At 36.9% G+C, this 26,426-nt stretch carries 39 protein-coding genes and 4 pseudogenes; 17 read left to right on the forward strand and 26 right to left on the reverse strand.

Annotated elements, in window-relative coordinates; all coding sequences use genetic code 11:
• Nucleotides 1-21: 21 nt before the first annotated feature.
• Entirely contained in the window at nt 22-354 is a 333-nt protein-coding gene (locus tag JCM13188_RS12190) for a YfhH family protein (RefSeq protein WP_054754374.1), read from the reverse strand.
• 106 nt (nt 355-460) lie between these two features.
• On the opposite strand from JCM13188_RS12190, the gene JCM13188_RS12195 reads away from it, so the two are divergent.
• Together JCM13188_RS12195 and JCM13188_RS21125 are read left to right on the forward strand one after the other, a co-directional pair.
• Nucleotides 461-994: an SDR family NAD(P)-dependent oxidoreductase gene (locus tag JCM13188_RS12195; protein WP_369404996.1), complete on the forward strand. Its 534-nt coding sequence runs from the start codon at nt 461-463 to the stop codon at nt 992-994.
• Nucleotides 982-1,125 carry a hypothetical protein gene (locus tag JCM13188_RS21125; protein WP_369404997.1) on the forward strand — a complete coding sequence of 48 codons (144 nt, stop codon included), beginning with the start codon at nt 982-984 and terminating at the stop codon, nt 1,123-1,125. The genes JCM13188_RS12195 and JCM13188_RS21125 overlap by 13 nt, the downstream gene beginning before the upstream one ends.
• A 180-nt stretch (nt 1,126-1,305) precedes the next feature.
• Here the strand turns inward: JCM13188_RS21125 and JCM13188_RS12200 are convergent, their stop codons facing one another.
• Genes JCM13188_RS12200 through JCM13188_RS12205 form a run of 3 tightly spaced genes read right to left on the reverse strand, consistent with a single transcriptional unit; the run spans nt 1,306 to nt 2,671 of the window.
• Nucleotides 1,306-1,848, reverse strand: coding sequence for a SurA N-terminal domain-containing protein (locus tag JCM13188_RS12200; protein ID WP_054754376.1), 543 nt, complete (start codon nt 1,846-1,848; stop codon nt 1,306-1,308).
• Between the two features lie 11 nt (nt 1,849-1,859).
• Nucleotides 1,860-2,117 carry a regulatory protein RecX gene (locus JCM13188_RS19225; protein ID WP_279401794.1) on the reverse strand — a complete coding sequence of 86 codons (258 nt, stop codon included), beginning with the start codon at nt 2,115-2,117 and terminating at the stop codon, nt 1,860-1,862.
• The gene (locus JCM13188_RS12205; protein WP_279401795.1) at nt 2,117-2,671 is read right to left on the reverse strand and encodes a RecX family transcriptional regulator; all 555 of its coding nucleotides are present in this window, start codon (nt 2,669-2,671) and stop codon (nt 2,117-2,119) included. Before JCM13188_RS12205 ends, JCM13188_RS19225 begins: the two co-directional genes overlap by 1 nt.
• 69 nt (nt 2,672-2,740) lie before the next feature.
• Here JCM13188_RS12205 and JCM13188_RS12210 point away from each other — a divergent pair, with 69 nt between their 5' ends.
• The 7 genes and pseudogenes from JCM13188_RS12210 (at nt 2,741) to JCM13188_RS12240 (ending at nt 6,996) form a co-directional block, all read left to right on the forward strand.
• On the forward strand, nt 2,741-3,580 hold the full coding sequence (locus tag JCM13188_RS12210) for a TIGR01777 family oxidoreductase (protein WP_279401796.1): 840 nt from the start codon (nt 2,741-2,743) through the stop codon (nt 3,578-3,580).
• Between the two features lie 283 nt (nt 3,581-3,863).
• A pseudogene (locus JCM13188_RS12215) lies at nt 3,864-4,411 on the forward strand (GNAT family N-acetyltransferase).
• Between the two features lie 168 nt (nt 4,412-4,579).
• A complete protein-coding gene (locus JCM13188_RS12220; protein WP_054754377.1) occupies nt 4,580-4,999 on the forward strand; it encodes a helix-turn-helix transcriptional regulator in 420 nt (139 codons plus the stop codon).
• 117 nt (nt 5,000-5,116) lie between these two features.
• On the forward strand, nt 5,117-5,311 hold the full coding sequence (locus JCM13188_RS12225; protein WP_054754379.1) for a PLD nuclease N-terminal domain-containing protein: 195 nt from the start codon (nt 5,117-5,119) through the stop codon (nt 5,309-5,311).
• A 2-nt stretch (nt 5,312-5,313) separates the two neighbouring features.
• The gene (locus JCM13188_RS12230) at nt 5,314-6,222 is read left to right on the forward strand and encodes an ABC transporter ATP-binding protein (RefSeq protein ID WP_054754381.1); all 909 of its coding nucleotides are present in this window, start codon (nt 5,314-5,316) and stop codon (nt 6,220-6,222) included.
• Between the two features lie 10 nt (nt 6,223-6,232).
• Nucleotides 6,233-6,610 (forward strand): hypothetical protein, encoded by a 378-nt coding sequence (locus JCM13188_RS12235; protein ID WP_054754383.1) that lies wholly within the window; start codon nt 6,233-6,235, stop codon nt 6,608-6,610.
• Nucleotides 6,601-6,996 carry a hypothetical protein gene (locus tag JCM13188_RS12240; protein ID WP_054754386.1) on the forward strand — a complete coding sequence of 132 codons (396 nt, stop codon included), beginning with the start codon at nt 6,601-6,603 and terminating at the stop codon, nt 6,994-6,996. Before JCM13188_RS12235 ends, JCM13188_RS12240 begins: the two co-directional genes overlap by 10 nt.
• A gap of 56 nt (nt 6,997-7,052) precedes the next feature.
• Here the strand turns inward: JCM13188_RS12240 and JCM13188_RS12245 are convergent, their stop codons facing one another.
• The 8 genes and pseudogenes from JCM13188_RS12245 to JCM13188_RS12280 form a co-directional block, all read right to left on the reverse strand.
• Entirely contained in the window at nt 7,053-7,583 is a 531-nt protein-coding gene (locus JCM13188_RS12245) for a hypothetical protein (RefSeq protein ID WP_054754389.1), read from the reverse strand.
• Nucleotides 7,580-8,104 (reverse strand): hypothetical protein, encoded by a 525-nt coding sequence (locus JCM13188_RS12250; protein ID WP_054754391.1) that lies wholly within the window; start codon nt 8,102-8,104, stop codon nt 7,580-7,582. Before JCM13188_RS12250 ends, JCM13188_RS12245 begins: the two co-directional genes overlap by 4 nt.
• Before the next feature lie 7 nt (nt 8,105-8,111).
• Complete coding sequence (gene pilM, locus JCM13188_RS12255; protein ID WP_054754393.1) at nt 8,112-8,852, reverse strand: type IV pilus biogenesis protein PilM; 741 nt, start codon at nt 8,850-8,852, stop codon at nt 8,112-8,114.
• Nucleotides 8,853-8,874: 22 nt separating this feature from the next.
• Entirely contained in the window at nt 8,875-9,072 is a 198-nt protein-coding gene (locus JCM13188_RS12260) for a type IV pilus biogenesis protein PilM (protein ID WP_054754394.1), read from the reverse strand.
• A gap of 12 nt (nt 9,073-9,084) precedes the next feature.
• Nucleotides 9,085-9,837 (reverse strand): prepilin peptidase, encoded by a 753-nt coding sequence (locus JCM13188_RS12265; protein WP_054754396.1) that lies wholly within the window; start codon nt 9,835-9,837, stop codon nt 9,085-9,087.
• Between the two features lie 36 nt (nt 9,838-9,873).
• Complete coding sequence (locus JCM13188_RS12270; protein WP_054754398.1) at nt 9,874-10,293, reverse strand: prepilin-type N-terminal cleavage/methylation domain-containing protein; 420 nt, start codon at nt 10,291-10,293, stop codon at nt 9,874-9,876.
• Between the two features lie 26 nt (nt 10,294-10,319).
• Nucleotides 10,320-11,435: a type II secretion system F family protein gene (locus JCM13188_RS12275; RefSeq protein WP_054754400.1), complete on the reverse strand. Its 1,116-nt coding sequence runs from the start codon at nt 11,433-11,435 to the stop codon at nt 10,320-10,322.
• Nucleotides 11,436-11,538: 103 nt separating this feature from the next.
• A pseudogene (locus JCM13188_RS12280) lies at nt 11,539-13,225 on the reverse strand (GspE/PulE family protein).
• An 83-nt stretch (nt 13,226-13,308) separates the two neighbouring features.
• Here JCM13188_RS12280 and JCM13188_RS12285 point away from each other — a divergent pair.
• The 4 genes from JCM13188_RS12285 to JCM13188_RS12300 are packed head-to-tail and all read left to right on the forward strand — an operon-like array spanning nt 13,309 to nt 15,416.
• On the forward strand, nt 13,309-13,731 hold the full coding sequence (locus JCM13188_RS12285; RefSeq protein ID WP_054754402.1) for a type IV pilus modification PilV family protein: 423 nt from the start codon (nt 13,309-13,311) through the stop codon (nt 13,729-13,731).
• The gene (locus JCM13188_RS12290; RefSeq protein WP_054754403.1) at nt 13,728-14,201 is read left to right on the forward strand and encodes a type II secretion system protein; all 474 of its coding nucleotides are present in this window, start codon (nt 13,728-13,730) and stop codon (nt 14,199-14,201) included. Before JCM13188_RS12285 ends, JCM13188_RS12290 begins: the two co-directional genes overlap by 4 nt.
• Nucleotide 14,202: 1 nt before the next feature.
• The gene (locus tag JCM13188_RS12295; protein ID WP_054754405.1) at nt 14,203-14,757 is read left to right on the forward strand and encodes a hypothetical protein; all 555 of its coding nucleotides are present in this window, start codon (nt 14,203-14,205) and stop codon (nt 14,755-14,757) included.
• On the forward strand, nt 14,757-15,416 hold the full coding sequence (locus JCM13188_RS12300) for a hypothetical protein (protein ID WP_054754407.1): 660 nt from the start codon (nt 14,757-14,759) through the stop codon (nt 15,414-15,416). Before JCM13188_RS12295 ends, JCM13188_RS12300 begins: the two co-directional genes overlap by 1 nt.
• 59 nt (nt 15,417-15,475) lie before the next feature.
• On the opposite strand, the gene JCM13188_RS21835 is transcribed toward JCM13188_RS12300, so the two are convergent.
• The 10 genes and pseudogenes from JCM13188_RS21835 to JCM13188_RS21140 all read right to left on the reverse strand — a co-directional run bounded on the left by JCM13188_RS21835 (nt 15,476) and on the right by JCM13188_RS21140 (nt 20,986).
• Nucleotides 15,476-16,036, reverse strand: coding sequence for a DNA-3-methyladenine glycosylase family protein (locus JCM13188_RS21835; RefSeq protein ID WP_439646638.1), 561 nt, complete (start codon nt 16,034-16,036; stop codon nt 15,476-15,478).
• Nucleotides 16,003-16,344: a hypothetical protein gene (locus tag JCM13188_RS21840; RefSeq protein WP_439646639.1), complete on the reverse strand. Its 342-nt coding sequence runs from the start codon at nt 16,342-16,344 to the stop codon at nt 16,003-16,005. The genes JCM13188_RS21835 and JCM13188_RS21840 overlap by 34 nt, the downstream gene beginning before the upstream one ends.
• A 42-nt stretch (nt 16,345-16,386) precedes the next feature.
• Nucleotides 16,387-17,112, reverse strand: coding sequence for a permease prefix domain 1-containing protein (locus JCM13188_RS12310; RefSeq protein ID WP_054754409.1), 726 nt, complete (start codon nt 17,110-17,112; stop codon nt 16,387-16,389).
• A gap of 6 nt (nt 17,113-17,118) precedes the next feature.
• Nucleotides 17,119-17,358, reverse strand: coding sequence for a helix-turn-helix transcriptional regulator (locus JCM13188_RS21130; RefSeq protein WP_369404998.1), 240 nt, complete (start codon nt 17,356-17,358; stop codon nt 17,119-17,121).
• A complete protein-coding gene (locus tag JCM13188_RS12315; RefSeq protein WP_054754410.1) occupies nt 17,303-17,515 on the reverse strand; it encodes a hypothetical protein in 213 nt (70 codons plus the stop codon). The genes JCM13188_RS21130 and JCM13188_RS12315 overlap by 56 nt, the downstream gene beginning before the upstream one ends.
• Nucleotides 17,505-18,049: pseudogene (locus JCM13188_RS12320) on the reverse strand (sigma-70 family RNA polymerase sigma factor). Before JCM13188_RS12320 ends, JCM13188_RS12315 begins: the two are co-directional and overlap by 11 nt.
• 110 nt (nt 18,050-18,159) lie before the next feature.
• On the reverse strand, nt 18,160-18,942 hold the full coding sequence (gene pdaA / locus JCM13188_RS12325) for a delta-lactam-biosynthetic de-N-acetylase (RefSeq protein WP_054754413.1): 783 nt from the start codon (nt 18,940-18,942) through the stop codon (nt 18,160-18,162).
• A gap of 235 nt (nt 18,943-19,177) precedes the next feature.
• The gene (locus JCM13188_RS12330) at nt 19,178-20,491 is read right to left on the reverse strand and encodes a Na+/H+ antiporter family protein (RefSeq protein WP_054754415.1); all 1,314 of its coding nucleotides are present in this window, start codon (nt 20,489-20,491) and stop codon (nt 19,178-19,180) included.
• Nucleotides 20,492-20,600: 109 nt separating this feature from the next.
• Nucleotides 20,601-20,807, reverse strand: a complete 207-nt coding sequence (locus JCM13188_RS21135) for an OsmC family protein (RefSeq protein ID WP_369404999.1) — start codon at nt 20,805-20,807, stop codon at nt 20,601-20,603.
• A gap of 11 nt (nt 20,808-20,818) precedes the next feature.
• Complete coding sequence (locus JCM13188_RS21140; RefSeq protein ID WP_369405000.1) at nt 20,819-20,986, reverse strand: OsmC family protein; 168 nt, start codon at nt 20,984-20,986, stop codon at nt 20,819-20,821.
• Between the two features lie 94 nt (nt 20,987-21,080).
• Here JCM13188_RS21140 and JCM13188_RS21145 point away from each other — a divergent pair, with 94 nt between their 5' ends.
• Together JCM13188_RS21145 and JCM13188_RS21150 are read left to right on the forward strand one after the other, a co-directional pair.
• Nucleotides 21,081-21,683 carry an MFS transporter gene (locus JCM13188_RS21145; RefSeq protein WP_369405001.1) on the forward strand — a complete coding sequence of 201 codons (603 nt, stop codon included), beginning with the start codon at nt 21,081-21,083 and terminating at the stop codon, nt 21,681-21,683.
• Nucleotides 21,684-21,748: 65 nt separating this feature from the next.
• Entirely contained in the window at nt 21,749-22,255 is a 507-nt protein-coding gene (locus JCM13188_RS21150; RefSeq protein WP_369405002.1) for an MFS transporter, read from the forward strand.
• 188 nt (nt 22,256-22,443) lie between these two features.
• On the opposite strand, the gene JCM13188_RS12345 is transcribed toward JCM13188_RS21150, so the two are convergent.
• The 3 genes from JCM13188_RS12345 to JCM13188_RS12355 are packed head-to-tail and all read right to left on the reverse strand — an operon-like array spanning nt 22,444 to nt 24,049.
• Entirely contained in the window at nt 22,444-23,277 is an 834-nt protein-coding gene (locus tag JCM13188_RS12345) for a YihY/virulence factor BrkB family protein (protein WP_054754417.1), read from the reverse strand.
• A 7-nt stretch (nt 23,278-23,284) separates the two neighbouring features.
• Nucleotides 23,285-23,563, reverse strand: coding sequence for a hypothetical protein (locus JCM13188_RS12350; RefSeq protein ID WP_054754419.1), 279 nt, complete (start codon nt 23,561-23,563; stop codon nt 23,285-23,287).
• 15 nt (nt 23,564-23,578) lie between these two features.
• On the reverse strand, nt 23,579-24,049 hold the full coding sequence (locus tag JCM13188_RS12355) for a low molecular weight protein-tyrosine-phosphatase (protein WP_054754422.1): 471 nt from the start codon (nt 24,047-24,049) through the stop codon (nt 23,579-23,581).
• A gap of 192 nt (nt 24,050-24,241) precedes the next feature.
• Between JCM13188_RS12355 and JCM13188_RS12360 the strand changes: the two genes are divergently transcribed.
• Nucleotides 24,242-25,165: a DUF3231 family protein gene (locus JCM13188_RS12360; protein WP_279401797.1), complete on the forward strand. Its 924-nt coding sequence runs from the start codon at nt 24,242-24,244 to the stop codon at nt 25,163-25,165.
• Nucleotides 25,166-25,243: 78 nt separating this feature from the next.
• A pseudogene (locus JCM13188_RS12365) lies at nt 25,244-25,703 on the forward strand (hypothetical protein).
• Nucleotides 25,704-25,744: 41 nt separating this feature from the next.
• On the opposite strand, the gene JCM13188_RS12370 reads toward JCM13188_RS12365, so the two are convergent.
• The gene (locus tag JCM13188_RS12370) at nt 25,745-26,410 is read right to left on the reverse strand and encodes an SOS response-associated peptidase (RefSeq protein ID WP_054754424.1); all 666 of its coding nucleotides are present in this window, start codon (nt 26,408-26,410) and stop codon (nt 25,745-25,747) included.
• Between the last annotated feature and the right edge of the window lie 16 nt (nt 26,411-26,426).

Raw genomic sequence — 26,426 nt, forward strand, 5'->3', positions numbered from 1 at the left:
CTTTTAACCTAAGAAAGGCTCTTAATTAACTTGATTAGTTAGAAGAGCGATTGGTAAAGCCTCTTCTTCATTTAAGACTTGGCCTTGTTGTGATTTGCGGGTACCCCAAGCAAAGACACCATTCATATAGTTGATGTCAAAGTGTTCACCGGGTGCCCCTTCTATTTCATAAACTTGTCCTTTTTTAAATTCTTTAGGATTCATCATGTAAGATTTAGCCATGACGATTTTGCGCTGATGGACGGCATATTCGTTAACCATTCCCATTTGCTCTGCTTTACGAGCTTTTTCGGTTAGCTCAGAAACTTCTTTGCGCAATTCTTCTACGGTCAAGTCACTATAACGGCGTTGCATACTGTGACCCCTTTCTATACTTATGACTTTCATAAGTATATCAAAGTCATTTACAATAGAAAACGCTATTGCATCAACTAGACTGAACTTAATGGAGGTAAAATTTATGAAAAACGCACTGATCACTGGGGCAGGAACTGGTCTCGGGCAATCACTCGCTAAACAATATGCCAAACAAGGCTATCATATTTTATTGGTTGGTCGCCGCAAAGAGAAGCTAGATGAAACGAAGGACTTAATTGAACAAGCAGGCGGCACTGCTGAAAGTTATACTTGCGATATTACGAAATGGGACGAGTTAGAGGAATTAGCTCAAAAAGTCGATCAAATCGATGTGCTTATTAATAACGCAGGCATTGGTTACTTTGGAGCATTTGAAGATTTAGAAAAAGACCAAATTGACACGATGTTAAACGTAAATGCAGCAGGACTAATTTACACGACGAAGCATTTGATGCCTCATATTTTAACTAGTAAAGGACGCATTTTAAACATTGTTTCGACAGCTGGACTTCGCGGCAAAGTCCATGAAGCTGGTTACTGCGCTAGTAAATTTGCGCAGCGTGGTTTCACGGAAGCTTGCAAAAAGAGTATGAGGATCGCGGAATTTCAGTTACAGGTGTTTACATGGGCGGCATGAACACACCGTTCTGGGATGGAAGTGACTATGTATCCGATCCATCTTTCCTACCGTCACCAGATCAAATAGCTGAACAAATCGTAGAGCAAGATGATGGTAGAAATGAAATTGTGTTAGAAAAATATAGTTAAAAAGCTATCGGCTTAACAAACCGATAGCTTTTTTTGTTATGTCCCATATTTCATCTCGTTTGTCTCACAAACGGGTCGGAAATGTCTCATATCCCCCAAAAATGTCTCATAAGTTGAGTACAACGCCTGTTTTCGACAAATTTCGAGTCCTAATCTCTATGCATCATGTCCCAAATCAAACTACTTAATGATTATTTCAATCTCATCCTCATACTTCTCAAGCAATTCGTCCATAATTTTTTGACCCTTTTCGTTCGTCATAATCTGTTCTTTTTCACTCTCTGGTTTACCTAGTTTTTGCTTCCAAAATTTCTGCTGGTACTGACTATTCTTTGCGCTTCTTCTGACAAACTCTTGATAATACTCTCTTGGTTCCATATTAAACTGATCTGCTTGAGACTCTGCAAAGTCTCTAATCTCATTAGCTTGTTCCGACTTAACTGATTCTTTAGGATATGGGAATGCTTCCTGGGCTTTGTTAAGTTCTTCCCCGCTAACGGTGATGCCCATTTCCTTCGCTTCCAATACGATGAGTTTGTTTCTCACATGTGCCATTACAGCTTCAGGTAATTCTTTATCGTTTACCTGCTTAAAAAATCGAATGTCTCCTACTGTAATTTCCTCGCCCCTAACGATCGCCGCAACATCATCTTGATTATAGTTTGAACTGTTAGAACAGGCAGCGAGTATACTTAAACAAACCAATAGCAATATCTTCTTCATGAAAGCCCACCTTAGTCCTCTTCTTTCTCATCTAAATATTGATTGATCAAGTCCACCTTAAAACCTTTCTGATATAACGAAGCCATCACTTTCTGTTTCAGCTGAAATCCTTCATGCTTACGCGCATGCTTCGTCCAGATTTTTTCACCTTGATAACGTACCGCATCCATTTCATCATCTTCATCTGGTGACAAATCGACTTCCTGTGATGCTATTTCGATAGCCCCTTGTGTAAATCCTTTTTGAATTAAAGATTGTTTAGCCTGCATCAGCTGTTGTTGAAATGATTTTTTCGAGAGGATGAGGCGAACTTTTTCTTTAGCATCTTTATAACCTTCTCAACTTCGATCTCACTTGAGTATTCTGACATGGCCTCTTCAACATAAGCTTCCGGAATTTTCTTTAGAATTAATTCTTGTTTAATTTTATTCGGCCCTTTTGTCGAGGTATTCATTTTCGTACGCACGTATGCCTTGCTGAACTGCAGGTCATCGACTAATTTTTCTTCTTCAAGCTTATGTATGACGGTTTCAATCGCTTCGGGTGTTGCTTCTTTCCCTTTTAAATACTCCGCAATTTCTGATTTTGCACGCATTCGATAGCTTAAATAGTTAATCGAAAGGGTATAGTATTGATAAATCGCATCTTGTTGTTTAATTTCTCGCACTTGTTTATCTGTTAACTCTAACCCTTTTCTAAGGTTAAAACGAATAAGCAGATCTTCGTGTACACCGAACGCAAATTCTTCACGTCCATTATAATCCACAAAAACGTTATAACGTTGTTTATTTTTCTTCTGGGTAGAAATTTTACTAATTTTCATCGTCATGACTCCTATATAAGTGAAGATATTCTAATAATAGTATAGTATAGATATAAGGGGGACTGCTACTTGAGATTTTTAATTGCTGGTGGAACTGGTTTTATAGGAAGCCGATTAACGGATTATTTTCAAAAACAAGGCCATGAAATTTTTATCCTGACAAGAAATCCTCAAAAGCATCCGTATAAAGAACGCGTATCATATATTGAATGGCTCGACCCTCATAGCCAACCAGAAACAGAGCTTGAAAATATTGATGTGTGCATCAACCTTGCCGGAACTTCTCTTAATAGCGGACGCTGGACGGATCAACGAAAGCAACAAATTCTTGAAAGCCGCATGATTACAACTAGAGAGTTTATTCGTATTATGAATGCACTTACTGAAAAACCGAATGTCTTTATTAATGCATCGGCTATTGGTTATTATGGTACATCAAAAGAAACAACTTTCACTGAAGAGACGATGGTATCGGGACATGACTTTCTAGCTGAGGTGTGCTCGGTTTGGGAACAAGAAGCTAGAGAAGCTGAAGACATTGGTGTCAGAACTGTATTTACTCGATTTGGAATTATCTTAGATCAAAATGAAGGAGCGCTTCCTCAAATGGTGATGCCGTATAAATTAATGATTGGCGGTCCGCTTGGCGATGGACAACAGTGGATGTCCTGGATTCATATTGATGATGTCATTCAAGCGATTGATCACATCATCAATCATGACGAGCTCAGTGGACCGGTCAATTTAACTGCTCCGACGCCACAGAGGAATCAAGATTTCGGCAAAACACTTAGCGAAGTATTAGGTAAGCCTCACTGGCTCCCTGCCCCTTCTATTGCATTAAGAACGATTTTAGGAGAAATGAGTATATTAGTTTTGAAGGGTCAGTACGTATATCCGGAAAATTAGAGGCTACTGATTATCAATTAAGTACCCAACACTTAAGGAAGCGTTAGAAAATATTTACTCTAAAAATTAATGCAAAACTATTTCCAAATCGTAAAAATATTGTATGATTTGGATATAAATTAAGGGAAGGCAATGGTGCGCCACTGCTTGTTTCAAGCAGTTCTAGTGGGTTCGATTCCCACCCCGAATTTTTGTGAGCAATTGATAAAATTCGAGGGTGGTCGTTACCCAAGGTGTGCCAACTTTCAGCGACAACACCCTCAAGTGATGGAGGGTGTTTTTTATGCTTAAAAAACGAGATTTACACGATGCCCAAATCCTATTCCCATTATTAAGCGACGAAGCTGTTAAACCATATGTTCGTGAAAAGGCTGAGTCCATTGAAGAATACTATTTCTTCCTAAACAAGATGATGAATCAGGAGGAAAATGGTGAGCTCATCTCCAGGACGATTTTGGATGAATGGGATATGCCAATAGGAGCAATCACATTGTATGATGTTCAAGACCAAATGGGTTTTCTAGCAACATGGCTCGGCAAACCGTATTTTGGAAAAGGGTATAATCAATACGCAAAAGACTTATTTTGCGTGAATTATTTATGGAAAAAGAGATTGAAGTCGTCTTCTTAAAAGTGAATAAAGTGAATGAACGATCTTTAAACGCGATGAAAAAGATTGAATACGCCGTTCACGCAAGTGATCATTACCCTCACATATATGAACAGATCAACCAAGGCCCAAAAGCCTATGAGCTCTTTGCGATTTACAAAGATGCGTTCATTTTCCACTTACATGAGCAAGAACAAGTCTACGATGAACTCGAAGCTTAATATAACCTTTCAGCTACATGTTAGCTGTTAGGTTATTTTTTACCCTTTATGTTCTTTTAAAGAACATTAAATAAATGTTACGAAACGTACCATTCATTACCAACAATTAGCACCTGTTTAGTGTTACGATTATTCCACAAATCTACTAAATTAGGGTGCGAGTAAAGTATGTCTAGTAAAATTGCGACGAACATCCGATATTTTCGCGAACAGAATGACTGGACTCAACTACAACTAGCTAATAAGCTTAATGTGTCCAGATCTAATATTACGAAATGGGAAAACGAATCCACGATTCCGGATTTAAATACTTTAATTAAGATTAGTGATATCTTTTCGATTTCATTAGATCAACTAGTAGGAAAAAGTCTATCGGATGAATTTCTGTTAAAAGAGTTTGAGCGCGTGTACTCACTCGATCAAGAAACAAATGATGAACAACAAGAAATTATTGTCGCGATTGATTTACTTAAGAAAAACAAATCTTTGCTCCACGATTTAAATAAATTATCAGAATTACCCGTACGGAAACAAAAATCGGTTCTTCAAATTTTTAATCAACTCATTCATGAATATGAACGTATTTAAGATAAGCTTTAAAAACAGCTTATCTTTTTATACTTTATAATCATCATGGAATTTTAAGTAAAACTTTTAATCTATAAAACCGTATCTAGATGTATAAAACAAAGTGAGGTGGTCATAATGGAAATTAACCAAGATATTATTCTATTAATTTTACCAATCGTCATCTTGCAGCTAATCTTACTCATCATCGCCATAATAGATTTAATAAGAATTCACGAAACAAACGGCCCTAAATGGGTCTGGGCACTTGTCATTGTTTTCATGAATATTATCGGCCCAATCATTTACTTTATTTTTGGAAGGAGGCCATAAATGTGGCATTGTTACAGGCTAATCATTTAACTAAGAAGTACAAAGACCACCAAGTGATTTCTGATGTGTCATTCACACTTGAGCATGGACGTTGTGTTGCGCTTTTAGGTCCTAATGGTTCTGGGAAAACAACGACTTTACGAATGCTGGCAGGTTTTATTAAACCAACTGAAGGTGATATACAATTCGAAGATGAAAGTCTATCAAAAGATTTTAGGCAGCATGTAGGTTATTTACCTCAGTTTCCCGTTTTTCATGACTGGATGACGGGAAAGGAATTTCTGATCTATGCGGGTAGGTTATCCCACTTGCCAAAGAAAATCGCCAAAGAGCGAGCAGATGAATTACTAGAATTAGTGAATCTTAAAGAGGTTCGAAAACTAAGAATTTCAAAGTATTCAGGTGGTATGAAACAGAGGCTTGGAATCGCACAGGCTTTAATCCATTCACCTAAACTGATTATTCTCGATGAACCCGCTTCAGCATTAGATCCTATTGGACGACGTGAGGTCCTTAACCTCATGCGTGAATTAAAGAAAGATGCAACGATTCTGTTCTCAACACATATTTTGAACGATGCTGAAGAAGTAAGTGATGAAATTCTATTACTTAATAATGGTAATGTCATCGAACAAGGCAGCATGCACGAGATTGAAACTGTGCAAAATACTGTTACGTTAAAACTATCATTCTCAGATGAACCAAAATTTATTGAGGAACGACTTAAAGAAATCGAATCCGTGTTTAAAATTCATAGAGTCGAGGACGATTTTCTATTAACCGTTCATGATTTGAAAACGGCACGAAAACAGTTGTTAGAAGTCGTTTATCACGAAGACTGGCAGCTGACCAAATTTGAAGTTGCGAAAACGTCACTTGAAGACTTGTTCATGAAGGCGGTGAAAAATTAGATGCAGTGGTTTGTTATTTTCAAAAAAGAAATACTTGAAAAACTGGCGCAATCTTAAATGGATTTGGGTTCCAATCGTGTTCGTTCTGTTCGCTATAATGGATCCAATAACGACTTATTATTTACCGAAGATCATGGATGCAGCTGGAGGAATGCCGGATGGTTCTGTTATCGATATTCCAATGCCTAACGCAACTGAAGCCTTAATGATGAGTTTTGGTGAGCTTGGGTTGTTAGGAGTTTTATTAACCGTTGTGATTGTCATGAGCACCATTTCAGGTGAGATGAAATCGGGAATTTATGAGATGATTTTATCAAAACCAGTTAAGTTCACCAACTATGTATCGGCAAAATTCATGTCTATGATGTTAATTGTTTATTGTCTCTAGTAATATCAGTCATCGCAGCTTGGTATTATGTCATGATATTGTTTGGAACGATTGATTTCACACACTTACTCATAAGCCTATTCTTCTTCGCGTTATATTTTGCTTTAGTCGTATCGATTGTCATGATGGTTAACACGTGGACGCAGTCATCAGGTTTGGTTGCCTTTATTTCACTAGGGATTATTATTGCGGTTAATGTACTAACGAATATTTATGGACATATTTTCACCTGGAGCCCTGCACTCATTTCTGATTACATCGGAGAGTTCTTAGCTTCTGGTCATTTATCAACAGAATTATGGTATGCAGCTTTAATGGCATTCGTCTTTACAGTTGCATGCTTACAGTTTGCGATTGTCACACTTAAAAATAGAGTTCTACATTAACAGGCAAGACTATTTAAAAAGAGCATCCAACTTCACTTCAGTTGGATGCTCTTTTTCTACTCAAATGTTTTCGAATAAACGTTTAACTCTGTTTGGAAATATATTGATTTATCCCTGTTTTGAAAGTCCAAACCGCTTATGTGAACGAGCCGGTCAGACATCTCGAGCTGTTTAATAAATTTATTTAATTGGGCTAGGGTGCTAGTAGTTCCGTTCAGCTGCATCGTTAACTGTTCGACCTTTTCTCCTTTGACTTCTATAACCTCTTCTTCCTTGTATTGATAACTTTCAACAAGAGATTTGGAGCCGTTTGAGGCTTGATTAATTAACTCAATCACCTCTTCTTCATCCATCGTTTCAGGAATTGAGTTTAATAAGCTTGTAACTGGTATCGTGTGACTCTCTGCTTTTTCGGCTTCCTCTTTTAATAATTCGTATTTCTTTTCAGTAAAATTTAAGGCTTCTTTTTTTTGAGAAATTTCCGTACTTAATGGCATGAAAATAAATAAATAAGCCGCAGTGCAGGTTAATATGATTACCACAAGCCATATGTATATAACGCGTCTATGAACGGTTTTAGAGATCATGAACCATTCCCTCCTTCTTCACTAGCTTCCAGGTGAATGGTGTAATTCGTTGTAAAATAGTTTTGAGATTGATCATAATTAATGGTGTGAATGACCACCTCATAGAAATCCATCTCTTCAAGTTTCTTGTAAAACTGAACGGCTTGTTCATTAGTCGTCGTTGTAATCGTTAAGTCTATTTGATTTTCATTTAGCTTAAGAGCAATTAACTCACCTTTATTTGGTATTTGTTGATGAATGTCACTTACGATTCCTGCAGTATCTGTATACAACTGTTCAGACAATGTTTGTATGACTTTAGCTTGATTAACTTCTTCTCCGCCTTCTAATTCATGCTGAAGGTTTTGATTTATACTTCTCTGCTCATATATCTGGCTGTCTAATGCTTGTACATCTTGTACTTGAAGCCAGTAAATAAACCCTCCAGTTCCTAAAACTAGTAAGGTTAAGGCCGTTAATAAAGCTGGCAGTGAAAATAAGCTGAGTGCTTTTTTTCTTTTTAGGTAAAAGGTTAATGTCAACTAACATTTAACTTCCATCCTTCATGGCTAACCCATATACATTGTGGAATTTTCGTTCAATAGTTAATCCTTTAGGCCCACTTAACGAATCATCGGTTAACGTTATGAGTTCTGTTTCCGAACGCTCCTTCATTCGATCAATAATGTCATCTAAGTATGGATGGTCTCCAACAACAATTGTTTTATTGAATGATTGAGACCCATCATTCATTGAATATTGATAGAAACGTTCAACTCGTTCTAGTTCTATTCGAATCTCTTCAAATTCAAGCATGACCTGTTCTTCATTAAAATCTTCTCGTGTCATTGTGGGGCCATATGACCTTGATTCTCCCTCTGATTCTAGTTGAAACTGTTGCAAGAATATGGGGACATGCTTTTCAAAAGCACAAAAGACGACTGACTTCGCATTATATTGAACGAGCAATATGTGATCTTCTTTCGTCACAAGTTGTTTGTCATAGAAAATACGGTAATGATTAAGCGGAGAAATATCTACAGCAACCACTTTTAATTTAGCGTCTTCTAGTTGATCGATAAATGGCTGGACTAGAGTTTCACACGTTGCCATAATGCTCACTTCAACTTGTTGTTCGTTTTCTTTTAATATAGCCGTTTCAAAAATGGGCTTTTGAAACGGTAAATGGATTCTATCACCAAGCTGAAAGTATATGTAACGATCTATATCTTCAGACTTAATACTAGATGGGATCGTTTGTTTACGCACAATAACTTGTGAATCAGGCATCGTAAGTCTAATTTGCTTACGCTTAAGACGCCACTTTTTTCACACAAGTATTCATAGCCTTTTGAAACAATGATGAATCTTGAATCGTACCAACATCTATAATACCATTAGGTAAAAAATGCTCTCCAAATCTAACCATCTCTGTAGGACGTTTCGGATTGACTTCTGTAAACCGAATAACATAGTCTCTTATTTCAATATTTACGATGTTTTTACTCATAGGGTATCATCCTTATAACAACACATTTATATACCAATCTATTAATAAATCGTGGTAAAAATAAGCTAAAATGGCTCCAGCTGCAATAAACGGCCCGAACGCAAACGGAACACCTCGTTTAATTTTTCCGGAAAACATAAGAATGATGCCGATTATGGCTCCTAGTATTGAAGCAAAAAATAACGTTAGCATCGTACCTTCAAGTCCTAGCACTAAACCGATCACACCAAATAATTTGATGTCACCACCACCCATACCACCTTTACTTAAAAGGGCTATAAAGAATAGTAATCCGAAGCCTATGACAGCGCCTAAAAAAGCATCATACCATGGTTCAGTGGGAATGATCAGTCTAAGTGGAACAAGTACAGCTAAGAAAAATAATAGAATTCGATTGGGAATGAGCTGATAGTGAAGATCTGTAATGGTTATAATCACTAGTAAACTCACAAACACCCAAGCGACGATTAATTCCATTTGAAATCCAATTCTCTCAAAAGCCAGTACGAACAATACGGCTGTTACCAGTTCAAAGAAAGGATATAAAGGAGAAATCCGAGTTTGGCAGTGCCGACATCTCCCCTTTTGAATAACAAATGAAATAACTGGAATTAGTTCATAAGCTTTAAGTCGCTTCTCACAAGAAGGACAATGAGAAGGCGGACGTATGATTGATTCCCTTAAAGGCACTCTTAATCCTACGACGTTGTAAAAAGAGCCGAGGATGAGGGCAAGAACTGTAATGTATAAATAAATCCAAATCATATGCACCAATCCAAACATTCATACTTTAAAAATTATCTAATCTATAGTAGAGTCATCATCACTAATATCGGCAGTATCAATATCACTCACAGATGCATTTGTTAACTTAATCTCTTTAGAGTCTACAGTAACTGTTCCCGATAACAAGATAGTTCCATTGGATCCTTCTGTAAAAGTAGGTCCTGTTGACCAAGTAACGCCCTTACTATCATAATATCCTTCTAATTCACTTATCCCCTCTGGCAAATCATCGTTTGTCACTCTATATAGTTCTGCCGCTTCAATCGCATTAATTGCTGACGCTTTTAAACTATTATACTTTGATTCATCAATCACACCTGCAATCGCCGGCACCGCTATTAAAGCAATAATCCCTAAGATGATGATGACAGCAAGTAACTCAACTAACGTGACACCTTTCTCTTTCCTTAATAGATTACGTGTTGTTTTCAACATCCACACTCTCTCCCTTTATATAAATTTTATAACTGATTATATAATTCAAACATTGGCACTACAATCGCGAGGACAATAGCTCCAACGATGATGGACATCGTAATAATAAGTAATGGTTCTAGAAGTGTTTTTAATTGATCTGAAGCTGTTTCCACATCTTCTTCATAGAAACTGGCTACTTGGTTTAACATCTCCTCAAGTGACCCTGTTTTCTCACCGACTGATAGCATTTGCGTCACTAGAAACGGGAATGCCCAGTGGTCTTTCATAGGTTTAGTAAACGAACCACCTTGCTTCAGTGAACTTTTTGATTGGTCTAAAATGTGCTGAATGACTCTATTTTTAACTGTTTGTTTTGTTAAATCGATTGAATCTATAATCGGAACAGCATTTTTAAGTAAAGAGTTTAATGTCCGTCCCATGTTGGCTAGATTCGACTTTAAAATCAGTGAACCGAATAATGGTAGCTTTAATAATAGTGCATCCAGTTTCAATCTGGATTGTTCATTTTTCATAAGAAGAACTAACCCTGTCATGAGTCCAATGACGGTAAGAAATAACTGTAACCAATGCTTCTGTAAAACATTACTTAAAGTTAAAACGACCTTGGTGATCATAGGTAACTCCGCACCAAATTGGTCAAACATAGACACAAACTGCGGAACCACGTACATAAGTAAAAAGATCACGACTCCAATTGCCACGATCATGACGGTTAATGGGTAAGCCAGACTAGACTTAACTTTTGACACTGTCTTATGGTGCTTTTGATAATAGTTAGCAAGCTCATTAAGTGTTTCTTCTAGCGATCCACTCACTTCTGCGCTATGGATCACGTTAATTAAAATAGATGGAAATATCCTTGGATGCTTTTTCATCGCTTTAGCTAACGAGGTTCCTTGTCTAAGGTCAATCTCGATATAATATAGTGCTTTATTCAGCACCTTATTTTTGGTTTGTTCGCGTAAGATGGCCATCGTATCAACCACAGTCATCCCGGCTTCTAACAAAGCTGAGAACTGTTGTAAAAACACAACTAAATCTCTTGTTTTAACAGGTTTTCCTATATAGAGGTCGCGGTTCCAAATAGAATCTTTAACTTCTTCTATTTCATTAACTTTATATCCTTCATCTTTCAGCATTTTTTGGCTTGTTCTTCGTTATAGGCTTCAATTCGACCCTTTTTGTCTGTCCATAGAAATCATAAGCGATATATTTATAAGCGCCCATCTCGTTTTACCTCCACTACTCCACTGCTACTCTTAAGACTTCTTCAGTCGTAGTCAAACCTTTTTGTACTTTGCGTAAACCATCTTCAAATAAATACGTAAAGCCTTTATCACGAACTAATTTCTGAATTTCTATTGAGGTTTGATTATTTAATATAGCTGACTGAACATCTTCATCTATATTAAGGACTTCATGGATGGCAGTTCGGCCTTATAGCCAGTTTGGTTACACGTCGGGCAGCCTTTTCCTCTTTTAACCTGTTCAATTTTCAGATTGTATTTCGCAAAGATTTCCTTCTCCCGTTCAGCCGGCTCTTTACTTACCACACAATCTTTACAAATAGTTCGCACAAGCCTTTGAGCTACAACTCCATTTAGGGATGTTCCAACTAAGAAACGCTCAACACCAATATTAATGAGACGATCTATTGCACCGATGGAATCATTGGTATGTAGCGTGCTTAAGACCAAATGTCCAGTGATGGATGCGCGTACGGCCATATTGGCGGTGTCCTCATCTCTAATTTCGCCGACCATAATAATATCGGGGTCTTGCCTTAGAATTGACCTTAACCCCGATGCAAAAGTTAAATTAACCTTTGGATTAACTTGTATTTGGTTGATGCCGTCTAGCTGATACTCGACGGGATCTTCAACTGTTATAATATTCACGTTTTCCTGATTTAACCGAGTTAAGGCTCCGTACATAGTTGAGGTTTTACCTGAACCAGTCGGGCCAGTTAATAGTACGATACCATGTGGTTTCTCTATCATACTGACAAATGCATTTAATTGATGGTCTTCAAAACCTAAATCAGCTAAATGATTTGATACCGAGTGGATGTCGAGTACCCTAATGACAACTTTTTCGCCAAAAATCGTGGGTAGTGTACTTACACGCATGTCGATATCTCGGCCTCGATTTTACGTTTGATGCGGCCGTCTTGTGGAATCTTTTGTTCTGTAATATCTAATCCTGCCATAATTTTAATGCGGGTAATCATTGAAGACTGAATGTTCTTAGATAACGTTTGTTCTGTTCGTAAGGATCCATCTATTCTTAAACGAATAACAACGTGATGTTCGTGAGGATCGAAGTGTATGTCGCTGGCCTTTTCAACAACGGCTTGTTGAATCACTTGGCTAAGGAGCTTAACAACAGGTGATGTTTCTTCTTCAAGTGTTAGGTCGCGAGAGGTCTCTGGTTCATGTTCTAAGTCAAATTGTTCGGCTAGATTTTCTCTTTCATAATGCCTTAAAATTTGTTGCCTTATTTCATCTTTTGTAGCAATTGCTGGTTCAATGATAAATCCAGTCGATAACCATAAATCATTAAATACAAAATAATCTAATGGATCACTAACTGCAACAATTAATTTATTTTGTTCTTTTTTTAACGGTAAGACGAGATTTTCCCGTGCGTATTCTTTCGATATTAAATTTAATAGACTTTGATCGATATTGTAATTATGTAACCTTACATGTGGAATGCCGAGTTGTTGCTGCAACACTTCCATGAGCTGCATTTCGGTTATGTCACCAGACTCTAATAGCTTATCGCCTAGTTTTTGGCCAGGGCGTTTGGTTTCCAAGGCATGATTAAGCTGTTCTTTCGTTATTAAGCCTTGCTGAGTCAGGATTTCACCTAATCTCAACTTTACTTTATTCACCAAGCCAATCTTCCTTTCTTCAAGAAAAGACATACATAATCTATTAAAATATGATAAATTAGTAGTATATTTTACATTATACTTTTTTACTAGAAAAAAGTCGAGGTATGTTCAGTATGTTCTCTATTTTAAATAATCAAAAAGGCATCACTTTAATAGAATTATTAAGTTCATTAGTCATCCTCTCAATTGTATTGATTGGCTTCTTCTCAGTCTTTACGCAGTCTGCAAGCATGCAAAACACAAATGAGGAGGAAATGATCGCGACTAATTTAGCGAGGGTGGCTTTAGAAGACGTACGTGATTTAAATACGGATTTATTAGATTTAGGTACATATACTCAGTTCAACCAAACATCCCATCCTCACATCACTTCTGTAAATTCATCAGGTCAATTTCACAAACATCCATCTTTTCAATTACAACTAGAGCTATCTGAAGAACCAGATACTTCTCTTTGGTTAGCCAAAATTTTGATTAATAAGGACGGGGAAACGCTGGCAGATACTTATACATACATAGAGGTGGATGAAGAATGAAGGATGAACGCGGAATTACATTAGTGGAGCTGTTAGCTACGTTAACGTTAATGTTTATTGTTGGTTCAGTCGTGTTCTCCGTTACCTTATCAACAATTAATCACTATCAGCAATCCGAAATCGAATCTCAGGTTCAATCAGATCTCAATCGTTTTATTGCTCACTTAACCGATATCCATCAAACGCATAAGCAATATGACCTGACACGGATTGACTCTTCAACGTATGTCGTTCGTATGTCAGAAGATCAAAGTTACACCTTTGATGGACACGGTGGAATTTATGATATAGCCGCTGGCGCAGGGGAACGTAGCTTAACGAACTTAGCAGCTGGTGACACCATTAGCGTCGATCATGTAGATGATTTAAGGTTATTAATTGAAGTCACAGACCCTTCTAACAAACGCTTTAAGCCGGTCACTCTAACGACAACTATTACTCAAATCATCGGTTCAAAGGAACGTGATTAATATGCGCAAACTTATTCATAACGAAAACGCAGCAGCCTTAATTATGGTGCTACTTACGATAGCATTAATTATGCTGTTCTCAACTGTTATGATGAATAATATTTTATCGAACGCGAAGCAGAATAACGTGATTGAACATCATAACCGTGCGACCCACATTGCTGAAATGGGCGTTTCTTTTGTGAGCGATCAGTTTACTAACTACTTAAAAGAGCATAACGTCGAGCTAAATGAAAGCGCGCTTCAAGATATGGTTGACGACACGATCGATAAAGTTGAAGCAGTTCAAATTGATGATGAATACCCCGAGCGTTATTTTGAACTCGAACCTGATATTAACATCCAAGAAACATCTAAAGGCGCCATCGTTTCTACTCAAATCAACGGTCATGATGGCGAATTCAATGAAAGTCTGACCATCTCGTTTAGCCTAGAGAACGGAACATTACCTATTGAGGAATGGGAATCAGATAGCACATCCCCACCTGAACCTCCGAGTAATCCTGATCATTTTTATGATGAAGATGTGAGTTGGAACCATAAAAATGTCCATTAGTGAACGATCATACATACGTCATAACTGGGTCATTAGATACGAAGAATTGTGGGGATGCTGAAATTGGAAGCCTATTTTTGAATGGTCCTTTGACAGTCAAAAGCAGCTCACTAATTGTAAACGGGACGGCTGTATTAAATAGTATTGAAATCAATACTTTGACTCAGGCAATTATTAAAGGAAATGCTTATATTAATTCAACTTTAACTAGCGGTAATAATCCAAACAGTTTGTTTTTAGCCTGTGGTCATGCAAGGTTTAAACAGAAAATTGATTATAAAGGAAACTTCAGTGTCAGAGGGTATGTGATTACGGACGATGACGTGATTTTCAGTCATAACCCTGTCGTTTTTGGTAGTGATGCCATACTTAAAAACGGTCTGATCCTTCATGGAACTGACTTAACCGTTGATGGTAATCTAACAATTTACGTTAACACGTCTTCTGAAGAATTTTCCCATACACAATTTGGAGGCGACATTTATGTATCGGGTGATTTGATTATTAAAACTGAAGATGGTGAAACAATCGTCAACCCTGCTGGTAATTCATTTCATACTAATGCTGATGTTCAAACGAGCTTCCCTGAGTGTGAGAATGCCCCTCCACTAGAGACAACATCAGAACCAGTTGTAACTATCGAAGACGGAAGTTATTAAGTTCTAAATATGATAAAGAGCATCGACATGGCGTGTGCCAATCGATGCTCTAATTAATTTTAATCTTCTATACTCCTCCAAAGAGTTAGTGCTGCGTAGCTTCTATATGGCGTCCATTCTTCAGCCTTTTTCTCAACATCATCTTTACTCGGCTTTTTGTCCATCTGCCACCATTTCTTAAGTGCGTTCTGTATGCCAATATCGGCAGCTGGGAATAAGTCGTCTCTTCCAAGCGCAAACAGTAACCAGTTTTCAACTGTCCACGGTCCGATTCCTCGCACTTTACCTAATCGTTTCATCACATCTTCGGTTGGAAGTTTGGAGATTTCTTGTAAGTCAAGATCACCGTCCACGATTTTTTTTGATGTATCGATGACGTATTCAGCTTTACGCTGGCTAAATTGCAGTTCTCGTAAGTCTTCATAATTTAACTTAGCAACGGTTTCGGGTTCTGGATAAAACCAGGAACCATCTACTTCTTCTCCGTATTTCTGAACGAAGCGAGTCGATAACGTAAAAGCGAATTTCATATTTAATTGCTGATGAATGATCACTTTCATAAGCGAATCATACAAATTAAAATCCCTTACGATTGGAGTGCCTTGATATTGATGGAACAACATAGATAGCTCCGACTGCTGGAAAATTGATGAACTTCATCTAAATCTTTATCCCACTGAAAAATATTTCGGATATGTTCAAAAATTACATCTTGATTTTCATCGTGATCCGACATAACAGAAAAAACAGGTTTCTCCGTCGTTCCTTCTGCTTTTACACGGACAACTACCTTGTCATTCTCTAAACGTACTGGAACGTCAACCCAACGCTCTTTGGAATTAATACGAATAAGTGGATCCATACTTAAACGTCTTAATGAATAGTCAAAATCATACATGCCTGGAGCATGATAATATTCTTTCCACATCGTTAACTTCCCCTTTGCTTAGTCACTACTAACAGTGTACATCTAACTCATATTATGGCAAAACGATTTGATTAATGTGTGGTTAAATAAGTCTTTTTTATTTTTACTTCCTATATATAAAAAGAGTGGAGACAATATTGAAATTAATAATATATTTATTATATCTGGAATTACGGAAATGGAAGTCAGTATCATATGAAAGCTGTGATTAAAAACCATCAAAAGCATGATAGGAAATTGGCCGTTTTCAGCTGTGATGTGATTGCTTGAATTCATCATTACGTAACCGCTTAAGGCTATGGCCAAATTTAAAACAAGTAAACTTCCAACCGATATGTAAATGATTCTTTTAGGTAAATCACTCAAAAGCTTTCTTCCAAAATAAAAATAAAGACAAATAACTAAAGCTGTCTGAGCAACATAAATAATTAACCTAAATATATGATTGACTATTAATTGATCCATTACTTGAAGCACGTTAAACATTAACGCAGATATTATGACGATGATGATATGAACAAACCAAGGTTTGAAATAAGAGAAAGCAGTTGTAGCGTGTGTCTTATTTAAATTGGATCCAATCTTATAAGGGTCACCCATCTCCTCTACCGCTTTCTTTTCTGCATCTAAATCGTTAAACCCTCTTTCAATCCATTTTTGCTTAGATTGTTCTAAATGATGGGATAGTTCTAACTGTACGTATCTTTTTGTTCGTTTTGTTTTGATTTGACTCGATACCTTCTCTAAAAAAGAATCAATCTCCCTCATTTAACCTCACTCCTCTATTAGGTTTCTAAACAGAGTATGATTTTGCTTATAGTGAGTGTCTAATATGTTATTACCTATTTGACTAATCCGGTAAAACTTCTCACCGTCATTTCCCCAACTAGATGTTATATAATCTTGTTTCTCTAAATCGTGTAACTTTAAATATAACATCCCTTCATTGCTTTCATAGTTATAAATCTCGAGAATAAAGGTCTTGAAGAAGTTGATAACCTGTTTTCTTCTCAACCAACAGGTGTAAAATAGATAAATCTATTTCGTAATCACTTTCTTGATCGCGGTCTAAATTTTTAAAAATACCTTCCCTAAGTTGTTCTGAAAAAGTCAGCTGTTTGAAAACTGAATGATCCAGCGACTTACGAAGTTTGCTTAATCTATTTTCCATTTACTCTCTCTAGCTCCTTTCTTAAAAGCTCTTTTGCACGTTTCAAACGTGTCTTAATGGTATTTTGATTTTATTGATAACAGCTGCGATTTCTTTAATAGGTAAGTCTTCGTAATAATGCAAATAAATCACTTCTCGGTATTTAATAGGTAATTTCATAACTGCCCTTACTAAAGCCACATCTGTATCCTTTTGAATCACATGATGCTCTACGTGTTCATAATCAGATTGATCAAAAACATTCTGATTTTCAGAAGGAAATACGTTTCTTTTATGCCAACTCTTTAGATAGTCTTTACACTGATTTATCGCAATTCGCCATAGCCACGTTTTAACACTTGAACGTCCTTTAAAGGTATCGAGTGTCTTATAGCACTTTATAAATATATCTTGTGTGAGGTCTTCAGCTACTTCTTGATTGTTCACATACGAATAAACAAGCTTTAACAAGTCTTGACCATATTTATTTATGAGTTCGTTAATGAGCTCTTCTTTGTGATCAAGATTTAGCGGTTTCAATGATTCTGCATCCACGTTTCTCACTCCCTATAGATTAGACGACATGAACTTAACTTAGGTTTTAAAAAAGTTTTCTACCTTAAAATAAAAATAAAAAACTCGCATTAAATATGCGAGTTAATAACTTAATACAACGGGACGTATTTGTCCCAAAGTATATCTTCTATAGAGCCAAACTCATACCCTCTTTTTCTCAGTTCATCAATGAGATGACTTAGTGCATCGGCGTTATCCTGCGAAACGGTGTGTAGTAAGATTATGGCCCCTGGATGAACCTGCTCCATGACCTCATCAAATGCATATTTCCAGCCATTTTTGCGGTCACTATGCCAATCAACAAATGCCACTGTCCAAAAGACGTTTACATAACCTAATTCGTCTGTGATTGCTAAAGATTTCTCATTAAATCGGCCTTCAGCTGGTCTGAAAAATTGAACGGTATCCTGATTAGTATATTTTTTGATTTTTTCATCTAGCGCTTTTAAATCCTGTTTAATGTCGCTTTCAGAAGCTTTTGTATAATCTAGATGCTTATTAGAATGGTTCCCAATGATATGACCGTCATTAACCATCCGTTTAACTAACTCGGGTTCGTCGTTTACATAATGACCTGTTAAGAAAAACGTCGCCGGAACTTTTTTCTCTTTTAGAATATCTAAAATAGTCGACGTATAACCTTGCTCATAACCATTGTCAAACGTTAAGTACACTTTCTTTTCATTTGGATCCCCCATGTAAAATCCATTGTATTTTTCAATTAATGGAGCGTAAAACCCTAAATCAGGTGGCTGTTCATTATATTGTTTCTTATATCCGTAACCGTATGTTTCCTGATGAGCAGGAGTTGCGGATGCAGAAATGGATGTACAAAGAAGACTAATCAACACTAAAAACAATACTTTTTTCATTAAGTCATCCTCCATATGTTTATATTTTGTGTTGTTCCATAAAAACATACTTCTAAGGTTTAATAAGCGGGATTTAAGGTAATTGATTATTAACGGAAAGAGAAAAGGTGGGTGAAGATAGTGATTCGCACAATTCTTATGATCATAGGTCTTATCGTAGTCATCGGCTTTGTTTTATCATTACTTTAATATAAGAAAAGCTATTGCGATCACGTGTCGCAATAGCTTTTTCATTTTATAGAATCAATGATGCAATCCAACCGAAAATGAATAGCGGGATGTTAAAGTGAATAAAAGTCGGCACTACCGTATCCCAAATGTGATTGTGTTTTCCGTCAACATTAAGACCTGCTGTTGGACCTAATGTACTGTCTGAAGCAGGACTACCTGCATCACCTAATGCGCCAGCTGTTCCGATTAACGCTGCGATTGCTAACGGTGAAAAACCTGCTTGTGATGCGATTGGCACAAATAATACTGCTAAGATTGGAATGGTACCAAATGACGTTCCAATTCCAATTGTGACAATTAACCCGACTAATAATAAGACAAAAGCAACTAACGCTTTTTGGTCTTCTAAAATACCTGATGATGCATCAACTAAAGCCTCAACAGATCCTGTTCCGTCTAATATTCCAGCAAATCCTGATGCTGCTAACATAATGAATGCAATCATGCCCATCATTGTAATACCTTTTGACATGATTTGTTCGCTTTCATTAAATGGAACGGCTACAAGCAAGAACATTAAGACTAGACCTGTTAATGCGCCTAGCACCATTTCACCACTTAAAATTTGCACAACTAATGCTGCTACAATTGCAATCATCGTCATTAAGTGCTTGAGTTCAAATTTAAATGGCTCATCATCGATTTCCTCAATGTCTGATGGCTGCCCTTCAGGTGTGACCTGACTGTAGTCACGCTTTTTACGATACGTAATAAAGATTGCGATTAATAAACCAACAATCATTCCTAGACCTGGAATAAACATAGATGAAGCAATTTGACCAACTGTCAGTTCTACTCCACTTTCCTTCATACTATCTTGAATCGTTTCGTGGAAGATTAGTCCGAACCCAACTGGCAACATTACATACGGAGCCTTTAACCCGAATGTTAGTGACGTTGCGACTGCACGACGATCCAGTTGCATTTTATCAAATAACGCAATCAATGGTGGAATCAAAATTGGAATAAACGCAATGTGAACGGGAACTAAGTTCTGTGAGAACGACGCGATAATAGCTATAGCAATTAGCATAAATCCGCGTTTCCCTTTCACTGCTCGTCTTAAAAATTGAACGATTCCTTTAGTAATTCCTGTATAAGCAATCGCTGCGGCAAATCCACCTAGAAGCACATAACTTAAAGCGGTATTTGCACTGCCTCCCATATTAGTTACAAACATTTCAACTGTTTCAGTAAAACTTAAATCAGCGATCAGTCCTGCTGAAAAAGCTGAGATGACTATTGCGACTAATACGTTAACTTTTAATAAGCTTAGAATTGTTAATATAATTACAGATATAATAACTGCTGAAGCCATTTTAAACTCTCCCTTTTCATCTTGTTACCACGTTAACACTTTATCATGATAAAGGTGTTAATTTAAAAAATCAACCCCTTTTTTAAAAAATATGGGGCTGATCTCGTTGTTATGCTTCTTCTATTTCTACTTTTTCGATGACCTCAATGGATCCAGTAACCGATTGAACCATTGAGCAGTTTTTACTCGCAATCTCTAAGCTCTTTTGAAGTTTTTTCTCATTTAAGTTTTGGCCTTTCACTTTAAAGATCAACGTCACTTTTTCAATTTTATTAACGTCATCACCAGTACGTTCTACATCCGCATCAATCGTCATTTCATCAAATTCTACTTTTGTTTTGCTAAAATTTTTCGATAGACAGATGCACTGCAACCTGCTAATGATGCAACCATTAATTGAAAGGGTCTAAAACCTTTTTCATCGTTCGGCGAAATGTCTAGTGAGCCGTAGTTTGTCTTAGTTTTAATCTCATCTTGTGTTACGTGGAATTGCATGAACGTCACTCCTATTCGTTAAATCGTTTTGATTTCATTCTAACATGGATGTGGGGTAAAATGTCATTGACTTTGCTCAAAGGGGGATGGCAATATGGCAGGTCCAAAAGCACGTTTTATCATACTCGTCACGATGGTAGGAATATCAGGTCTTTCACAGGGTATGCTGTTGCCGGTAATCGCTGTTTTATTAGAACAGAGTGGAATTTCCTCATCTGTTAATGGACTACATGCAACTGCATTATACATAGGGATTTTAGTCATTTCCCCGTTTTTAGAAAAACCTTTAAGAACGTATGGTTATAAACCTTTAATTTTAATTGGAGGTTCTCTCGTCTTCTTATCGTTATTCTTTTTCACCATATGGGAATCCTTATGGTTTTGGTTTGTACTTAGAATGATGATTGGAATAGGAGATAATATTTTACACTTCGGAACGCAAACATGGATTACAACAACGACCGAAGAACATAATCGCGGACGGAATATTGCAATCTATGGTTTAATGTTCGCTTTAGGGTTTGCTCTTGGCCCCTTGATGACAGCATTAATCGAAATTAATCCTAGTCTGCCGTTCATTATTAGTGGATTGATGTGCTTAATTGCCTGGTCTTCTATGTTCTTTGTGCGTAATGAATTCCCCGTACAAGAAGACGCTATGCAAGTAACATCAACCCGTTCAATAGGACGTTTTTAGGTACGATTAAATATGCGTGGGTTGCGTTTCTAGCACCTTTTGCGTATGGCTTTTTAGAGGCATCATTGCATGGGAATTTCCCTGTTTACGCCATGAGAATTGGTCATGATGTGTCGATTATTTCGTTTATTATTCCTTGTTTTGCCGCAGCAAGTATTATCTCACAAATACCTTTAGGAATTTTGAGTGATCGAATAGGGAGGAAAAGTGTTTTATCATTTGTATTAATTGGCGGAGTAGTCACTTTTTTAATCGCGGTATTCATTGAGGAGTCTGTAATCGGCTTATTTATAGTCTTCGCAGTTTCCGGCTTACTCGTTGGTTCTTTGTTCTCTTTAGGCATGTCTTATATGACGGACTTGCTACCTAAAAGCTTACTTCCAGCAGGAAACATTCTTTGTGGTGTGTTCTTTAGCATTGGCAGTATTTCTGGCCCTGCTCTAAGCGGCTTATTCATTGAGTATTTACCAGGGGTGTCATTCTTTTACGTTGTGTCAGGATTCCTACTGGTCGTATTAATTCTCATAACGATTTATGCCAAGAATCCAATTAAGGGCGAAGCTAGCGCTTAATTTAGGGCGGGTTTTCGCTACTATGAACGGTTTTTATAGCTCTATAAACGGTTCTCCCATTTTTATGAACGTAACTTTGCTTTTTATGAACGGTTCTCGTCCTTTTATGAACGTAACTTTGCTTTTTATGAACGGTTCTCGCCTTTTATGAACGTATCTCCGCATATTACAAAAAAGCACGCGAGATCTCACGCGTGCTTAAATAATTTAGCTTTATGTCGGTGCAATAATCCGTTAATTTCGCCTCCGATAATTAACATCATGCCTGATAAGAAGAACCAAATCATAAGAACGATAATACTTCCTAAGCTTCCGTAAGTATAGGAGAAGTTCCCTAAATTTTCAACATAATATGCAAAACCTAATGATATCACTTGCCAGCCTACCGTTGCGATTACAGCACCAGGTAGAGCATGTTTTAGCTTTATCCGCTGATTTGGACCAAGCATATATAACACGGTTAATACAAAAACAATGATAAAGAACGAGATGATCCAACGAATCGCACTCCAAAATTCAATAAAGCTTTCTGAATATCCAAGAAACTCAAAGGCGTAAGTACCAATAGCTTTTCCGAAAACGGGAAGTGCTAGGGCAATGGAAATAACCAACACCATCGCCAGTGTCATGGCTATTGATATTAATCTTGTGACAATGAATGAACGATCTTCTTCAGTTTCATAAGCCCGATTAAACACTCTCATGAGTGCATTAATCCCATTCGATGCTGACCAAATGGTTAAGATAATCCCAATTGACAATAACCCGCCATTCCTGTCCTCCATTAACTGATTAACGTTATTAATAATCAGTTCCATTGAATCGCCAGGCATATAGCGATGAATGAGATTAAATACACTATCTTTATCAATCGGTAAAAATCCAATTAAAGTTAACAAGAAAATAAGAAATGGAAATAAAGACAATAAGAAGAAATACGCTAGCTGGGCCGACATCCCAATCACGTCATCATCAACAAAATGTTGATACAAATCTTTCCAAAACTTTAGTGTGAAAATCACGAGTTATTCACCTACTATTTTTCTGGCCTTGATCCACCTTATCAACTAATTTTTCAACTTGGTCGATTTGTTCAATTAATTTATCGGTTCCTTGACTCACTTGATCTAATTTTAATCGAAGTTGTCTAATTGTTTCTGATGGGTGGCTATAAATATGTTTTATTTGTTGATATGTCTTTTTAGAACCACTTTTAAAGCTTTCACGTTCTTCCCTATTAAACATCGATACTGCAAGTCCAACTAAAGCCCCTACCAACATGCTCGATTGCCATGATTTTAATTTCATAAAACATCCTCCTGTTTAAATGTCGTGATTAATACGAATATCGTAAAGTAAATTTTGACATGCTTCTGAAACTAATTGATACGTTTCATCAAAATCACCCGTAAAATAAGGATCTGGAACATTCTTTGTGTCATGCTCCTCAGTATAATCTAATAATTTCTTAATCATTGCATGTGAATCATCAGGTTTTAAATCATTTAAAGCTTTTATATTATCGTCATCCATCGCAATAATATAATCAAAATGCTCAAAATCAGAACTGTCTACTTGTCTTGCTGTTAAACCAGAGGCATTAATTTGATGATCTTTTAGCTTTTGCAAGGTTCCTTCATGAGGTGGTTCGCCAACATGATAATTTGCCACACCAGCCGAATCAATCACAAACTGACAATCAAGTCCTTTTTGACTGACTAAATTTGAAAAGACTGCTTCAGCCATTGGTGATCTGCAAATATTTCCTAAACACACGAACAATACTTTAACCAACTACATCACCTTCACTATCAATTTATCGCTACATATTTTATTTCCCTTTAACCAATATCATAAACAAAATTGTGCCACATTAAAAGAAGATAAATTTGAAAAAAATCCCTAATCTATATTTTCTCTAATAAATTACATAACTAAGGTCAAAATAACAGTAAATGTTTTGTTTGCCGAAGGGTGGGAACAATTGTGGACAAAATAAATATAAACAGTAATGAAATAGGCACAATGTGGACACAGTATATTCAGAACTCTCTTTACGTCCAAATACTTAAATACTTCCTTGAAACGGTTGATGATGAACAAACCAAAAACCTCGTTCAGAATTCAATAAATCTATCTGATCAAATAGTAAAAGATCTAACAAAGTTATTTAAAGATGACAACATTCCAATTCCGAAAGGTTTTAATGGTCAAGATGTTAATTTAAATGCGGACAAGCTTTTCTTAGATCCATTTATGGTCCAGTTTCTAGAACATACTTTAAAGGCAGGCATGCTCGCTCACGGTTCTACTCTGATGACCTGCGTACGCAAAGATATACGTGACCTTTTTACGAACACAACTAAGGAATCCATCAAACTCTATAATCAATGTATTGATTTGGCATTAGAAAAAGGACTTCTAGTTAGGCCGCCCAGTGTTCAAGTTCAACCAGAAGTTGAATTTGTTAAATCTCAGAAGTACATGAGCTTATTCAGTAACCGCCCACTAAATACGGTTGAGTTAACCCATTTATTTGAAAATATTAAAACAAACACTGTTGGTATTATGATTACTATGTCTTCTGCACAGACTACAGATAATCAAGTTGTGAAGGAATACATGCTTCGAGGTATGAAAATCTCTGAGAAGCACGTAAAAACTTTTCGTAAAATTATTGAAAAGTCATATATTGATGTACCTATGGGGTCCAATAGTTATATAACCAATTCTACAGAAAAAGTATTTTCTGACAAACTGATTATGCATTTCATGGCCGTATTAAGTGCAGCTGGCCAAGGGAATTACGCTACGGCATCGACTGCGAGTATGAGAAGTGATATTACGTTAACCTACCAACGTTTATCTGCAGAAATTGCCATGTATGCCAAGATGGTGCAAATATTATGATCGACAATGGTTGGCTTGAAGAGCCTCCACAAGTACCGAACCGAAAACAACTAATTAAGGATTAAAAGAGGCGGGAACATGAGGAATAAAAAACTTGAAGTGCTATTTTGGAGCATCGCTTTCCCAGGTTTTGGGCAACTACTCAATCACCAGCTCGTTAAGGGAATTGCTTTAATTATTTTAGAAGTATTAATAAATGTGATGAGTAAGTTCAATCAAGCGATTTTATACAGTTTTATAGGTGAAATCGATAAGGCGATTCACATAGTTGATTACCAGTGGCTGATGTTCTATCCGTGTATTTATTTCTTTGGAATATGGGATGCTTATAAACACGCTGATGGTAAAAATCCTTCATATGAATTTTTGCCATTTGTGTTTACAGCATTTTTTTGTCACGATAGGGTTAATGTATTCCTATCGTACTGAAGTACTTGGATATATCGTAGGTCCGGTATGGCTTCCCATCATATTCGTAATTCCTGGAATTTGCGTAGGGCTTTTTATTCGAAAATTAATATTACATTACTCACCATAAAAAGGGGTTCCCCAACATACATAGGAAACCCCTCTTCTTTATCAATCCGTTAATGCAGTGATGCATGCTTCATCATCGTTACGAGGATTATTAACATATTGACTAACGCTATAAGCTTCTAGATGTTGTTTTGGTAAACTCAAAACAAATTTTTTCATTTCAGTTGCATCCTTTAAATTAAAATCTAACCAATCCTGTTCTTGTTCTTTCGGCAAGATAACAGGCATGCGGTGATGTATATCGCTCATAAAATCGTCCGCTTCTTTTGTTAAAATCGTGCAGGTAACTAATTCTTCACTATCACGGCGCCAGCGATCCCAAAGTCCCGCAAACGCAAATAGATTTCGATCAGGAATTTTTATTCTTACAGGTTGTTTACCATCATCTGTCTTCTTCCACTCATAAAAGCTATCAGCTAAAATTAAACAGCGTCTACGTTCCATTAACCTTTTAAAACTTGGCTTTTCATCTGCCGTTTCAGCTCTAGCGTTAATCATTTTATGGCCAATCTTTTGATCTTTTGCCCAAAAAGGCACAAGCCCCCACTTCATCGTACCAGCCCGGTTTTTCTCGCCATCATTTACGACCGTTAAAATCTCCTGTGTTGGCGCGATATTATAACGAGCTGGAAAATCAAACGGCTGATCTAACTCGTACTCCTCTGCCACTTCGTCAGGATTTGCAACAAACGTAAATCTTCCGCACATACAATCACCTTTCCTT

The sequence above is a fragment of the Piscibacillus salipiscarius JCM 13188 genome (assembly GCF_001311865.1).
Lineage (GTDB): Bacteria > Bacillota > Bacilli > Bacillales > Alkalibacillaceae > Piscibacillus > Piscibacillus salipiscarius.